This window comes from Microbacterium sp. (assembly GCF_047607225.1).
Lineage (GTDB): Bacteria > Actinomycetota > Actinomycetes > Actinomycetales > Microbacteriaceae > Microbacterium.
In genome coordinates this window covers 1-13,895 of record NZ_JASGDO010000062.1, presented here as the reverse complement: position 1 = coordinate 13,895, position 13,895 = coordinate 1, and the positions used below count along the sequence as shown (strand labels likewise).

Below are 13,895 nucleotides of genomic sequence, written 5' to 3'. Positions count from 1 at the left end.
TCACACCAGCCCTTCGGTGTCGCGTTGCAGGCGGTGTCCGGCATGGAAGGCGTAGGCCAGTGCCATGATCGCGAAGCCGATCAGGATGGGAAGCGGAGCGAGCTCGAACTGCACGAGCGCCATGCCACCGGTGGCCTCCTGCAGGTCGCCGGCCGCCATCATCTGCCCGAGGCCGCCGAGGCCTTGGGAGAGGAGGCTGCCGAACGCGATCGCACAACCGGAGACGAGGACCGCGGTCTGGGCGGCGCGGGGGAACGGGCGGCGCTGCGCCACCTGCCAGAGGAGATAGCCGAAGCTGAGGGTGACGGCGGCGACCATGAGAGCTCCGCATGCCTCCCCCGCAGCGATCAGCCAGAGGATGCCCGCGTCGAGCCGGTCGGCCACGACGACAAGACTGTCGCCGTGGGCCGCGACGATGCCCGCACCCGCCTCTACCGGGATGTCGGCGAGCAGCCGCACGGTCTGAGCGTCGGGCGACGCGACGCGGGAGATCGCGGAGATCAGCCCTGTCGCGGCGATCAAGGCGCCCGCCAGCGCGCCGACCACGAGGATGACGACGATCGTGACTCGATCGGCGCGGCGGGGAGCGGTCGATGTCTCGGAACTCACATCAGCCTCCATATCGAAAATCGTTGTTATCGAAAAACGATATGCACGTGCCCTGTGGGTGTCAAGGCGGGGCGGGACCACTGTCACGCCGACGGCGAACACGGGCATACCCGCCCCTCGCGGTCGTTATCGTCATTCGTAAGCGCCAGAAGACTCGGCGCGTGGAGGAGTGGACGATGTTCGAGAGATTCACGGACCGTGCCCGTCGCGTGGTTGTGCTCGCCCAAGAAGAGGCGAAGATGCTCAACCACAACTACATCGGGACGGAGCACATCCTGCTCGGTCTCATCCACGAGGGTGAGGGTGTCGCCGCAAAGGCGCTCGAGAGCCTCGGGATCTCGCTCGATGCCGTCCGCGAGCAGGTGCAGGACATCATCGGGCAGGGTCAGCAGCAGCCCACGGGTCACATCCCGTTCACGCCGCGCGCCAAGAAGGTGCTCGAGCTGTCTCTGCGCGAAGCGCTGCAGCTCGGCCACAACTACATCGGCACGGAGCACATCCTCCTCGGCCTGATCCGTGAGGGCGAGGGCGTCGCCGCCCAGGTGCTCGTCAAGCTCGGCGCCGACCTCAACAAGGTGCGCCAGCAGGTCATCCAGCTCCTGAGCGGCTACCAGGGCAAGGAGCCCGCGGGTGTCGCCGCCGGGGCGGGCGAGCAGAATCAGCCGGCCGCCCAGGGTGGTTCGGCCGTGCTCGACCAGTTCGGGCGCAACCTCACCCAGGCCGCGCGCGACAACAAGCTCGACCCGGTGATCGGCCGGGAGAAGGAGATCGAGCGGGTCATGCAGATCCTCTCGCGCCGCTCCAAGAACAACCCCGTCCTGATCGGTGAGCCCGGTGTCGGCAAGACCGCCGTCGTCGAGGGCCTCGCCCAGGCGATCGTCAAGGGCGATGTTCCTGAGACTCTCAAGGACAAGCAGGTCTACTCGCTCGACCTCGGCTCGCTCATCGCCGGATCGCGCTACCGCGGTGACTTCGAGGAGCGGCTGAAGAAGGTCACCAAGGAGATCCGCACCCGCGGCGACATCATCGTCTTCATCGACGAGATCCACACGCTCGTGGGTGCCGGTGCGGCCGAGGGTGCGATCGACGCGGCCTCGATCCTCAAGCCCCTCCTCGCCCGCGGCGAGCTCCAGACGATCGGCGCCACGACCCTCGACGAATACCGCAAGCACTTCGAGAAGGATGCCGCGCTCGAGCGTCGGTTCCAGCCGATTCAGGTCGCGGAACCGTCGCTGCCCCACGCGATCAACATCCTCAAGGGCCTGCGCGACCGCTACGAGGCGCACCACAAGGTCCAGATCACCGACGGCGCGATCGTCGCGGCGGCCAACCTCGCCGACCGCTACATCTCCGACCGCTTCCTGCCCGACAAGGCGATCGACCTGATCGACGAAGCGGGCGCCCGCCTGCGGCTGTCGATCCTGTCGAGCCCGCCCGAGCTGCGCGAGTTCGACGAGAAGATCGCCCGCGTCCGCGAGGACAAGGAGCGCGCCAGCGAGGACCAGGACTTCGAGAAGGCCGCTGCCCTCCGCGACGAGGAGAAGAGCCTTCTCGCGGAGCGTCTCCGCCTCGAGAAGCAGTGGCGCTCGGGAGACGTCGCCTCGCACGCCGTCGTCGACGAAGGTCTGATCGCCGAGGTCCTCGCCCAGGCGACCGGCATCCCGGTGTTCAAGCTCACCGAGGAAGAGACCAGCCGTCTCATGTTCATGGAGAAGGCGCTGCACCAGCGCGTCATCGGCCAGGAAGAGGCGATCGCCGCCTTGTCCAAGACCATCCGTCGCCAGCGCGCCGGCCTGAAGGACCCCAAGCGTCCGTCGGGCTCGTTCATCTTCGCCGGTCCCACCGGCGTCGGAAAGACCGAGCTGGCCAAGGCGCTCGCGGAGTTCCTGTTCGACGACGAAGGCGCGCTGATCTCGCTCGACATGAGCGAGTTCGGTGAGAAGCACACGGTGTCGCGACTGTTCGGCGCCCCTCCTGGCTTCGTCGGGTTCGAAGAGGGTGGCCAGCTCACCGAGAAGGTGCGCCGCAAGCCGTTCTCGGTGGTCCTGTTCGACGAGATCGAGAAGGCCCACCCCGACATCTTCAACTCGCTGCTGCAGATCCTCGAAGAGGGTCGACTGACCGATGGCCAGGGCCGCGTGGTGGACTTCAAGAACACCGTCATCATCATGACGACCAACCTGGGCTCCTCGGCGATCGCCGGCGGTCCGGTCGGGTTCCAGGTCGAGGGCAACGCGCAGACCAGCTACGAGCGGATGAAGGGCAAGGTGGACGAGGAACTGAAGCGGCACTTCAAGCCCGAGTTCCTCAACCGTGTCGACGACGTCATCGTCTTCCCGCAGCTGAGCAAGGTCGAGCTGCGTCAGATCGTGGGACTGTTCACCAAGCGACTGAGCGAGCGTCTGCTCGACCGCGACATGACCGTGGAGCTCTCCGACGCCGCCAAGGACAAGCTGATCGACATCGGCTTCGACCCCACGCTGGGTGCCCGGCCCCTCCGTCGCGCCATGCAGCGCGAGGTCGAGGACCGGCTCAGCGAGCAGATCCTCCACGGCGAGCTCAACAGCGGCGACCACGTGAAGGTCGACGTCCAGGACGGCCGCTTCACCTTCGAGAGCGCACCGCGCGGTGAGAAGGTCGCGATCGGTGTGGGAGTGGCGGGGGAGATCCCGGCGACCCCCGACATCGTCGCGGGCAGCTGACACGACACAGCGAGCACGAGGGGCGGGCACCGATGGGGTGTCCGCCCCTCGTCGTCGCTCCCGCGTCAGGGGATGTGGTAGATCCGCACCGTCGAGTCGGTGTGCTCGGTGTAGAGGGCTTCCCGGAGCTCGCGGTACTTGCCGTCGTGGTTGTGGCTCACGAACGACACCACGGGTCCATCGGCGGTGTACTCCACCTTCGAGACCGTCATGGTGTGGTCGTACCCCACGCCGGTCTCGCCCCAGTCGAAGAGGCCGACGTCACCGACACGGACACGGTCGAGGTCGTCCTGGGTGGAGTAAGACAGTCCGAGCGAGTCGAAGTAAGAGGCCATGGCCGCGGTCGCGATCCACGGCTTGGACGCCGTCCACATGCCGCCGTGAGAATACCAGCGGTCATCGATCTTCCACCCCCGGGCGAGAAGCCCCTGGCTCGCGAAGTTGGTGCAGTCGCCCCCGTACGGGTTGTAGTCGCCCCACGTGTCGCTGTTGTAGTCGAAGACGTACGTCATCAGGTAGTCGAGCTGGGCGTCGACGTCGCCGCCGGTCGGCTGCGTGTTCGAGGCGGCCGAGTCGGCGATGAGGCCGGCTCGGAAGGCCTTCGCGTCGTCGATCACCGCCGTCCGGGCGGCGCGCCACGCGGTCACGGCGTCGGGGAGGTCCCCCGTCTCGGCCGTCGACACGGCATCGCGAGCCGACACGAGCGCGGCCTCCGTCGTGTGTGCGGCGTCGGAGTAGTCGGCGAGCGTCCGGGTGGTCTGCGTGGCGATCTCGTCGCGGAAGTCATCGAGGGCCCCCGTGAGGGCCGAGGCACCCGCCGCTCCGCCACTGAGCGTCGCTGCGACCAGCGCGCGTGACAGTTCCTGCGCATGCGGTGCGCCGCCCGCGGCCGTGATCGTGGCGGTCACGTCGCCCGCGAGCGCCGCGAGCTCCGACCGCTCGGGGGCGCCACTTCCCGTCGTGGCCTCGGTGCCGCGCGCAGGTTCACCCGGATGGAGGAGTGCCATCGTGCCGACGACGGCGCCACCGACGACGACGAGGGCCACGACCGATGCCGTCAGGCGTCGACGGGCGAGTTGCCGGCGGCGCCGGGCGCGTCGACTCGCGCGCAGTTCGGGGGTGGGCACTCGTGACACTGTAGTGCGGGCCGCTGAGAGGACGCCGCTCGCAGCGCCTCGCCCCCGTCACCGGACGCGGCCGGGTCAGAGCGGCGCCACGTCGACCGACACGCGCAGGGTCGACGTCTTGGCCTTCGTGTAGATGATGCCGGTCACCGGCGCGACGTCGCCGTAGTCGCGCCCCCACGCCACCGTGACGTAGCGGTCGCCGGCCCATTGGTCGTTGGTGGGATCGATCGCGAGCCACTCATCCGTGCCGGGAAGCCAGACCGCCACCCACGCGTGCGACGCATCGGCGCCGAACACCCGTTCCTTCCCCGGGGGCGGCTGGGTGGCGAGGTACCCGGAGACGTACCGAGCGGCCACGCCGTGCGCACGCAGGCACGCGAGGGTGACGTGGGCGAAGTCCTGACAGACACCGGCCCGCGCCTTCATCGCGTCGGCGACCGTGCTCGTGACGGTGGTGGCCGTGGCGTCGTAGTCGAAGTCGCGGAAGATGCGGTGCATGAGGTCGGTCACCGCCTCGCCCAGGGGACGGCCGGGAGTGAGAGAGGCGCGCGCATACTCCGTGGCGTCGACGTCGTGACGGGCGCGCGGAGACTCCAGGGCGAACTCCGTCGCCTTCCAGGCCCCCTCCGTCTCCGGGTGCACGAGAGGGCGCGCCGCCTCCCAGGGCATCGCCAGCGCGTCGGAGTCGTACTCCGGCTCGTCGACCGCGACCTCGCTCGTCGATTCGATGGTCAGCGCGGAATGCGCCTCGGTCACATGGAAGTAGGTGGAGGAGTTGCCGAAGTAGTCCCGATCGGGGGAGAGGTCTCCGGGAACGGGATCCACCGTCACGCCGGCGGACTCCACGTGCTGCCACGCGAGCTCGCGCGGGAGGAGATGGAACTGGCCCACCGAGTCCTGCACGGGCTTCGCGTAGCTGTACGCGGTGCGATGCCACACGCGATACCGCTTCATGCGCGAGCCTCCATCAGCTCGATGAGCGAGAGCTCGGACAGGGGGACGGGTGGCGGACCGCTCTCGAAGTGGACGTCGTCGATCGCGCGGCTGAGCTTCTCCAGTTGCACGATCACGTCGTCGAGATAGGCCGCCAACTGCGGACGCCGCCCTCCCACGACACCCGAGAGCTCGGTGAGGTCCACGCGCGCCAGCTCGTTCTCGATCTGCTCGAGCAGCCGCTCCGGCCGCGTGGATCCGGTCGACCCCGGGAGGCGCCCGAGGTGGTGCCGCACCTCGGCGAGGGCGAAGCAGAGCGACCGCGGGTTGTCCGCGTCGCGCAGGAGCAGATCCAGCACGTCGGACGTCCGCGTCGACCCGCGGTAGCGCCGGCGATACGTGACGACGCTCTCAGAGGCGAGGAGGAGGGCTTCGAGCACCTCGCGATCGCTGCGAAGGTCTCGGCGCTCGGTGGCCACGACGCTGAGCATCTGACACACCTGCAGGCCTCGCTCCAGATGTCGTCCGGCCTCGATCATGTGCCACCCGGCGTCGCGCACCATGTTGGCCGTGACGCCGTACAGCGACAGCATGGCGGCGAGCATCCGACCGGCCGACTCCGCCGTGCGGTGCGGGTGCGGTGAACTACGCAGCGCGCGGGACGCCCGGTCGATGTTCGAGAACACCCGCCACGTGTCTCCGGAGAGCTGATCACGCACACCCTCCATGGCTTCCCGCAACCTCGAGATGGAGTGCGCCGCGGCGCCGGGCCTGCCCACATCCAGGAGCAGGGAGCGGAAATCGGCTTCGGGATCGTCGGGGTGTCGCGTTCCCGCCAAGCGGTCGAGCGCGACCAGCAGCACTCGAGCAGTGCGGTCGGCGCCCGCAGCGATGCCGGGCTGATCCAACGCGGCCTGCGCAGCCAGCAGCAGCCGGAGGAGATCCTCGGTGCGTTCCGCGTAGCGTCCGGTCCAGTAGAGGTCGGAGAGAGCGCGCGGCGACAGGGCCGGGATCGTCGGTGCGGTCTCCAGCGGCGCCACTTCGGTGAGCCCTTGGTCGGCGTCGGTCTCCGCCGTCTTGAGGACCCAGACGTCTTTCGTGATCGGGGCGGCATCGGTGCTCTCCCGCACCGTGGCGAGGCCCCCCACGAGCGGACGGTAGGTGGAGCCGTGGCGGAGGGTGAAGGCGCGGAGCGTCAACGGGTGCGCCGAGACCGACGCCGCCCCCCACGCGGGAGCCTGCGACAGTGCCAGCACCTCTTGTGCCGCGAACCGGTGCGGCGCAGCGTCGACGCGCGCGAGCAGCTCCGGGGGCGTGAGTCCTGCCAGGGATCGGCGCGACTCGTCGATGGGACGGACGAGGAGAGTGGGATCACCCTCGGCGAGACGAGGCCGCACCTCGGCGAGGGATTCGGGGTCTCCGCACCACCACGTGGACACCGACGGCATGCGCAGCTGCTCGCCGAGGAGGTGCTCGCTCGCGGCCGGAAGGTAGGGGAGCAGAGCCGCGTTCTCCAGCACGCCGGCGCCGAGGCCGTTGACCACGCGCACCCGTCCGCGTCGCACCGCTTCGGCGAGCCCTGCGACCCCCAGCCGAGATCCCGCGCGCAGTTCGAGCGGATCGCACCATTGCGCATCGACGCGGCGGAGGATGACATCGATGCGCTCGGTGGGCCGCGCAGCCGGCCACCCGGACGGCTTCATCCATATCCACCCGTCGGACACCACGAGGTCGCTGCCCTGCACCAGCGGGAACCCGAGGGCCCCGGCCAGGAAGGCCTGATCGAAGGCGGTCTCGGAGAGCGTGCCCGGCGAGAGCAGCACGATCCTCGGGTCCGGCGTCGCGGTGGTCGCCGACGACAGGAGCGCCGCGCGGACGGCCGCGAGGTACGGCTCGAAGCGGTGCAGGTCGCCCTCCTGGTAAAGGTCGGGGAGCACCTGCGAGACCACGCGTCGGTTCTCGGCCGCGAAGCCGAGACCGGAAGGCGCCTGCACGCGATCGGCGAGGACGTGCCACTCTCCTGCGGCGGATCGGCCGAGGTCGGTCGCCGTCAGGAGCAGGGGATGCGGATCGGTGGCGCGAGGACGGGCCACGGCGCGGACGAACCCGGAGTGGCCGAGGACGGCGCCGGCCGGGATCACCCTGTCGCGCAGGAGGGTCTGCGGTCCGTAGAGGTCGACGAGAACGGCGTTGAGGAGCTCTGCGCGCTGGGCGAGGGCGACCTCCACCCGAGACCAGGAGATCGCGTCGACGACGAGCGGGATCGGATCGAGCCGCCACGGCTGGGGACGCGAGTCTCCGCGACTGTAGGAGACACCGTCGTCGGCGAGGAACCGGGTGATCTCACCGTCGACGCGCGCCAGGTCGCGATCCGTCAGAGCGAGCGCGCGCGTCGCGAGCGATTTCCACGCCGGGCGCAGGTCGCCCGTCTCGTCGACCACCTCGTCGTAGCGCCCCGCGGCTCCCGACCCCGGCGGCGCGTCGTCGAAGGGCAGCGTCGGCTGCGCCACCGCCGCGGCGTATTCACGCAGCACACTCACGCCTGGTCCCCTCCCGATCTCCCAGCGTAGGGGGCAACGCGGGCGCTGTCGGTGCGGATGACGTCGACCGGCCTCGGCGATGCCCAGGCGGGACGGGAGAGAGGCAGGTCGGCGCGTTGCACGACGCTGCGGGACGCGGAGGCGCAATACAGTGGTGCGGTGACCACAGCGCCTCTCGAGTACACGGTGCGCGCCGCCCGGACCTCCGACGTCCGCGGCATCCTCGAACTCCTCGACCCCTGGGTGCAGCGGCGGATCCTCCTCGGCAAGGAGCTCGTCACGCTCTACGAGTCCGTCCAGGAGTTCGTGGTGGCCGAGTACGACGGCGTTCTCATCGGCTGCGGCGCCCTGCACGTGATGTGGGAGGACCTCGGCGAGATCCGGACCCTGATCGTCGACGAAGGCTGGCTCCACCGCGGCGTCGGAGGAGCCATCGTCGCGCAGCTGGAGCAGCACGCCCGTGAGCTGGGGCTGCAGCGCCTGTTCTGCCTGACGTTCGAGGTGGAGTTCTTCTCGCGGCGGGGGTTCGTCGCGATCGGCGAGCAGATCGTCGACGCCGACGTGTACTCGCAGCTGCTGCGCAGCCCCGACGAGGGCGTGGCCGAGTTCCTCGACCTCGCACACGTCAAGCCCAACACGCTCGGCAACACCCGCATGCTCAAGACCCTGTGATCCCCCTGCGCGACCGGGCGCCGTGGCGCGTCACCGCGGACCTCGGCGGCGCGCCGACATAGCCTGAAGGGGTGACGTCACCACCCGCCCGCCGGCACTCGCCCGCCGTCTATCGTCGCCGCCGTCTGGCCGTCGTCGTGGTGCTTCTGCTGATCGTGGGTGGGGCGGTCGCGCTCGCCGCCTGGCAGCCGTGGCGTGCCTGGGGTGGGGAAGATCCCGCCGGTGCGGGGCCGACCGCCGCACCCCGCGACACTCCCCGGGCCACCCCCACGGGAACCGCGTCCGCCGGTGTCCCCACACCCATCTCCCCTGCGCCGGCCTCGCCGAAGCCGTCATCGCCCTCACCCGATCCGTCGCCGAGTTCGATCGCGGTGTGCTCGCCGGGCGAGGTGACGGTGACCGCCCAGACGGACAAGGGCTCCTACGGCGGCGGGGAGAAGCCGGAGCTGACGATCGCCGTGGTCAACGAGAGTGACGCGCCGTGCGTCATGAATGTCGGGACGGCGACGCAGTCCTTCATCATCGAGAGCGGTTCCGACACCTGGTGGCGGTCGACCGACTGCCAGTCCGACTCGAGCGATCAGGTGGTGCAGCTCGACCCCGGCAAGGAGGTCGCGACGGTCACGCCGCTCGTGTGGGATCGGACGCGTTCGTCGGTCGACACATGCTCCAAGGACCGGCAGAAGGCGTTGCCGGGGTACTACACGCTCACGGTCTCCATCGGTGGCGTGGACTCGGAGGCTGCCCAGTTCCGACTCCGCTGAGGGCTCTCGGCCAGGAGGACACTCCGGGCGCTGAGAACATTCTCATGAATTGTCCCCCAAATGGTGGACACAAATGTGCTCCCATATGCGTACTCTGTAGTTAGCTCCCGCAGGGCTGGCCCCGGTGTCCCCAGCACCGGTTATCGAGATCAACCCCAGAGATCTCGTCTCAGGCTCCGGCCCGCGGTGAGCGTAGGGCCCTCTCGAGTTTCCCAGTCCCCAATGGGGGGATCGAGAGGGCCCACCTCTTTGCCCACCCTCGGTGGTGAGCGGCCTGGAGGACCGTAGGCTGGAGGAATGGCCGGCAAGAAGCGTTCCCGCGGCAACGATCCGATCGATTTCCGCAATCCGCAGCTGGCCGACGCGCTGCAGACGCAGGACATGGCCGCTCTCGCGTTCGCACTTCGTCACGGGCCCACCGTGGTCCCGTTGATGAAGCCGGGGGCCCGGGACAATCCGCTCGACACCGGCGAGGTCTGGACGTTCCGCGATCCGAAGACGGGCCAGGTGGCGCTTCTGCTGTTCAGTGACGCGGTCCACAAGCCCGCGGCCTTACCGCCGGCGGTAGCGCTGCAGTCGCCCGGATGGCTGCGCGCCTTCCTCGGTGTCCACGGCGACGAGATCACGACGGTGATCTTCGACGTCGCCGGTCCGCACCCGATGCAGGCCTCGCCCGCCGACATCATCGCGGCGCTCGACGCCTGAACCAGCGCCCCGCCGGTCTAGAAGCCCGGCTCGTCTCCCGGCTCGGGGCGGTGATGACGAGAGACGTCGGAGAGGGCGCCCGCCAGATCGCGGGACGACGTGTCGACCACCGTGCGGTAGCCGAGTCGGTCGGCCTCCGCCCGGCGCTGGGCGTGCTGGGTGACCGGACGGATCTCGCCCGACAGGCTCAGCTCTCCGACGGCGACGAGGCGCGGCGGATTGGGGCGATCGCGCACGGCGGAAGCCACCGCGAGGGCGATCGCGAGATCCGCGGCGGGCTCGGTGAGACGCACGCCGCCGACCGTCGACACGTACACGTCGTGCGTGGAGACGGCGATGCGGGCGCGCTTCTCGAGCACCGCGAGGATCATGGCCACTCGGGCCGAGTCGACGCCGCTGACGATTCGCCGGGGATTGGGGGCGGCGCTCGGGATGGTGAGGGCCTGCACTTCGACGGGAATCGCGCGGCGCCCCTCCAGCGCCACCGTGACGCACGAACCCGGCTGCCGGGAGCCGTGACCGAGGAAGAGGCTGCTCGGGTCTGGGACCTCCGTGATCCCGTCTCCGGTCATGTCGAAGCAGCCCACCTCGTCGGTGGCGCCGAAGCGGTTCTTGAGGGCGCGAACGAACCGCAGTGACGTCTGACGGTCGCCCTCGAAGTGGCAGACGACATCGACGAGGTGCTCCAGGATGCGTGGCCCGGCGATCGAGCCGTCTTTCGTGACGTGCCCGACGATGATCACCGGCAGATCACGTTCCTTCGCGATGCGGATCAGTGTCGAGGCGACCTCGCGCACCTGACTCGGGTGACCCGCGACACCGTCAGAGAGCGCCGACGACACGGTCTGCACGGAGTCGACGATGAGCAGCTCGGGAGCGACATCGTCGATATGGCCGAGGATCGTGGCGAGATCGGTCTCGCTCGCGAGGAACAGCTCATCGTGCAGTGCGCCGGTGCGCTCGGCGCGCAGGCGCACCTGACCGAGCGACTCCTCCGCGCTCGCGTAGAGCACGCGGCGCCCGGCCCGCGCACTCTGCGCCGCGACCTCGAGGAGCAGAGTGGACTTGCCGACGCCCGGCTCGCCCGACAGCAGGATGGCGGCGCCAGGCACGACACCGCCGCCGAGGACCCGGTCGAACTCGCCGACGCCACTCGTGCGCCGCGGGGTCTCGGACGTGTCGATCGACGTGATCGGCTGGGCCGCGCGCAGCGGAGTCGACGCCGTGACCGAGGTGACGATGCCCGTCTGTGCGGCGGCCTCCACGACCGTGCCCCACTGCTGGCACTCACCGCATCGACCGACCCACTTCGACGCCGTCCACCCGCACTCGGTGCAACGGAAGGCCGTCGTCGTCGCGGTTCGTCGGGAAGCCATGGCCTCAGCGTACGCGTCGCCGCCGACACCGCCGGCGGAGGCTGTGGAAGGTCAGCGCAACGAGTCCGCGACGTCGCGCAGCGCGCCCGCCGAGTGCTGCAGCAACTCCACCTCGTCGTCGGCGAACATCGTCTCCCGGATCGGCACCGCCCCCCGGCTGCTGACGATCGACGGCACCGAGAGAGCGACCCCCGAGACGCCGTGGAAGTCATGGAGCACCGTGGAGACGGGCATGACGGCGTGCTCGTCCTCCAGGATCGCTTCGACGATGCGGGCGCTCGACAGGCCGATCGCATAGTTCGTGGCGCCCTTGCCCTGGATCACCTTGTACGCCGCATCGCGGACGTCGACGGCGATCTGGTCGAGCTCCTCGACCGTGAACTTCGGCTGACCGTCCAGCGGCACCCAGTCCAAGATCGGGACGGTGCCGATCGTGGCGTGCGACCACAGCGGGAACTCGGTGTCGCCGTGCTCACCCACGATGTATGCGTGGACGCTCGAGATCGACACGCCCGCGCGCTGGGCGATCTTCCAGCGCAGACGCGACGTGTCCAGCACGGTGCCCGACGCGAAGATCCGCTCCGACGGGAGGCCCGTCGCCTCCTGCGCCAGCACCGTGAGGACGTCGCACGGGTTGGTCACGATGACGAAGACGGCATCGGGGGCCACCTCGAGCAGCTGCGGCATCATCGTCTTGAGGATGTGAGCGTTGACCCCCGCCAGCTCGGTGCGGGTCTGTCCCGGCTTCTGCTTCGCGCCGGCGGTGATCACGACGACGTGCGAGCCCTTCGCGACCGAGATGTCCGCCCCGCCGATGATGTCGCTCGACCCGGTGAACTGGGCGCCGTGGGCGAGGTCGAGCACCTCGGCCTCGGTCTTCTCGGCCGCGATGTCGTACAGGGCGACGTGCCGCGCAGAGCCCCGGATGAGGGCGGCGTAGGCGACGCTCGATCCGACAGCTCCGGCGCCGACGACGGTGAGTTTGGAGTTCTCGATCACGCTCATGCGTCAAGTCTGTCAGTCGCCGGGGCCTGCGGTAAGTCGCGGACCCCGGCGAAGGAGACGACGGCCCCGGCGACGAGCAGCACGGCCGTCGCGATCGCGGCGCGATGGAACCCGTCGAGGTCGAGCGCTCCGCCCACGATCGTGCCGACGAGGGCCACCGACAGCAACCCCGCGATGCGGGCGACGGCGTTGTTGACCGCGGACGCGATGCCGGAGCGCTCCGTGGCGACCGAGCCGAGGATCGCCGCCGTGAGGGGCGACACGGTGATGCCGAGGCCCACCCCCAGGACCACCATTCCGGGAAGCACCTGCCACCAGTAATCGAACGGGTCGGCGACGGCGAGGAGGAGGAGCGCGCCGCCGGCCATGACGAGAGGCCCCACCGTCATGAACCCGCGGGCGCCCCACCGCGCCGACAGCGCCCCCATCGACGGACTCATCGCGATGAGGAGCACCGTCGTCGGGAGACTCGCGAGACCGGCGAGAGTCGCAGAGAGTCCCGCGCCCTGTTGCAGGTAGACGCCGACCACGAAACCGTTCAGCGTCAGGGCGGCGTAGACGAACAGCGTCGCGAGGTTGCCCGTCCAGAACGTCCGGATGCGCAAGAGGGACAGGGGCAGGATCGGGTGGCGGGCCGTGCGCTGACGGAGGATGAAGACGACGAGCAGTGCGAGTCCGATCAGGAGGCTGGCCCAGACGCCCGGGTGCTGCCAGCCGAGGGTGGGCTGTTCGACCAGCGCGAACACCACGCCGCCCAAGCCCGCCGCGCACAGAACCGCGGCGAGGATGTCCACGCCGGCGTCGGGTTGACGGTGGTCGCGGCTGTCGAAGCGGGCGAGGAGCCACAGCGTGATCGCGATCGGGAGCACGTTGATGAGGAACGCCCACCGCCACGACAGGTAGTCGACGAAGACGCCGCCGAGGACCGGTCCCGCGAGCATCGCGCTGGTGGTGAGCGCCGTCCACAGTCCGATCGCCCGCGCCTGGCGCTCGTGCGGGATCTGCGAGGTGATGAGCGCGAGCGAGCTCGGGACGAGGAACGCCCCCGCGGCGCCCTGCAGGGCCCGGGCGATGATCAGGACGAGCGGGTCGGGGGCGAGTCCGACCCCGAGTGAGGCGATGCCGAACCCGATGAGGCCGATGCGGAGCACGAGCACGCGTCCATATGCGTCGCTGACGGAGCCGGCCACCAGGATGAGCGAGCCGAGGGTGAGGAGGTAGGCGTCGACCGTCCACTGCTGCACCGTGAGTCCGCCGCCGAGGTCACGCTCGATCGCGGGGAGGGCGACATTGACGATCGTGCCGTCGAGGAAAGCCACCGTCGACGCCAGCGCCGCGATCGCGACGACCAGGCGCTCGCGCGCCGGGGAGGATCCGGTCATGGCATCAACCTAGGTGACGGCGGGGGCGCCGTGGGTCGTTTGGCCGGGGCGGGGGCCGGGGCCGGGGGCGGTGGCCGGGG

General features: G+C 69.8%; 11 protein-coding genes. 4 read left to right on the top strand and 7 right to left on the bottom strand.

Annotation, left to right across the window (positions count from 1 at the left end; all coding sequences use genetic code 11):
- Window positions 1-609, bottom strand: a complete 609-nt coding sequence (locus tag QM591_RS12805; protein ID WP_415132775.1) for a hypothetical protein — start codon at window positions 607-609, stop codon at window positions 1-3.
- A gap of 176 nt (window positions 610-785) precedes the next feature.
- On the opposite strand from QM591_RS12805, the gene QM591_RS12800 reads away from it, so the two are divergent.
- Complete coding sequence (locus QM591_RS12800; protein ID WP_415132774.1) at window positions 786-3,311, top strand: ATP-dependent Clp protease ATP-binding subunit; 2,526 nt, start codon at window positions 786-788, stop codon at window positions 3,309-3,311.
- Window positions 3,312-3,376: 65 nt separating this feature from the next.
- Here QM591_RS12800 and QM591_RS12795 read toward each other — a convergent pair whose 3' ends face one another.
- The 3 genes from QM591_RS12795 to QM591_RS12785 all read right to left on the bottom strand — a co-directional run bounded on the left by QM591_RS12795 (window position 3,377) and on the right by QM591_RS12785 (window position 7,911).
- Complete coding sequence (locus QM591_RS12795) at window positions 3,377-4,438, bottom strand: amidase domain-containing protein (protein WP_415132773.1); 1,062 nt, start codon at window positions 4,436-4,438, stop codon at window positions 3,377-3,379.
- Between the two features lie 75 nt (window positions 4,439-4,513).
- The gene (locus QM591_RS12790) at window positions 4,514-5,392 is read right to left on the bottom strand and encodes a transglutaminase family protein (RefSeq protein ID WP_415132772.1); all 879 of its coding nucleotides are present in this window, start codon (window positions 5,390-5,392) and stop codon (window positions 4,514-4,516) included.
- Window positions 5,389-7,911 carry a circularly permuted type 2 ATP-grasp protein gene (locus QM591_RS12785; RefSeq protein WP_415132771.1) on the bottom strand — a complete coding sequence of 841 codons (2,523 nt, stop codon included), beginning with the start codon at window positions 7,909-7,911 and terminating at the stop codon, window positions 5,389-5,391. The genes QM591_RS12790 and QM591_RS12785 overlap by 4 nt, the downstream gene beginning before the upstream one ends.
- A 159-nt stretch (window positions 7,912-8,070) precedes the next feature.
- Here QM591_RS12785 and QM591_RS12780 point away from each other — a divergent pair, with 159 nt between their 5' ends.
- The 3 genes from QM591_RS12780 to QM591_RS12770 all read left to right on the top strand — a co-directional run bounded on the left by QM591_RS12780 (window position 8,071) and on the right by QM591_RS12770 (window position 10,052).
- Complete coding sequence (locus tag QM591_RS12780; RefSeq protein ID WP_415132770.1) at window positions 8,071-8,583, top strand: amino-acid N-acetyltransferase; 513 nt, start codon at window positions 8,071-8,073, stop codon at window positions 8,581-8,583.
- Between the two features lie 71 nt (window positions 8,584-8,654).
- Window positions 8,655-9,347 (top strand): hypothetical protein, encoded by a 693-nt coding sequence (locus QM591_RS12775; RefSeq protein ID WP_415132769.1) that lies wholly within the window; start codon window positions 8,655-8,657, stop codon window positions 9,345-9,347.
- 297 nt (window positions 9,348-9,644) lie between these two features.
- Window positions 9,645-10,052: a dehydrogenase gene (locus QM591_RS12770; protein ID WP_415132768.1), complete on the top strand. Its 408-nt coding sequence runs from the start codon at window positions 9,645-9,647 to the stop codon at window positions 10,050-10,052.
- Between the two features lie 17 nt (window positions 10,053-10,069).
- Here QM591_RS12770 and radA read toward each other — a convergent pair whose 3' ends face one another.
- From radA to QM591_RS12755, 3 genes are read right to left on the bottom strand one after another with little or no spacing between them, the layout of a single operon-like run.
- Complete coding sequence (gene radA / locus QM591_RS12765; protein ID WP_415132767.1) at window positions 10,070-11,428, bottom strand: DNA repair protein RadA; 1,359 nt, start codon at window positions 11,426-11,428, stop codon at window positions 10,070-10,072.
- A 51-nt stretch (window positions 11,429-11,479) separates the two neighbouring features.
- Window positions 11,480-12,433: an L-lactate dehydrogenase gene (locus tag QM591_RS12760; protein ID WP_415132766.1), complete on the bottom strand. Its 954-nt coding sequence runs from the start codon at window positions 12,431-12,433 to the stop codon at window positions 11,480-11,482.
- On the bottom strand, window positions 12,430-13,815 hold the full coding sequence (locus QM591_RS12755) for an MFS transporter (protein WP_415132765.1): 1,386 nt from the start codon (window positions 13,813-13,815) through the stop codon (window positions 12,430-12,432). The genes QM591_RS12760 and QM591_RS12755 overlap by 4 nt, the downstream gene beginning before the upstream one ends.
- Window positions 13,816-13,895 lie beyond the last annotated feature (80 nt).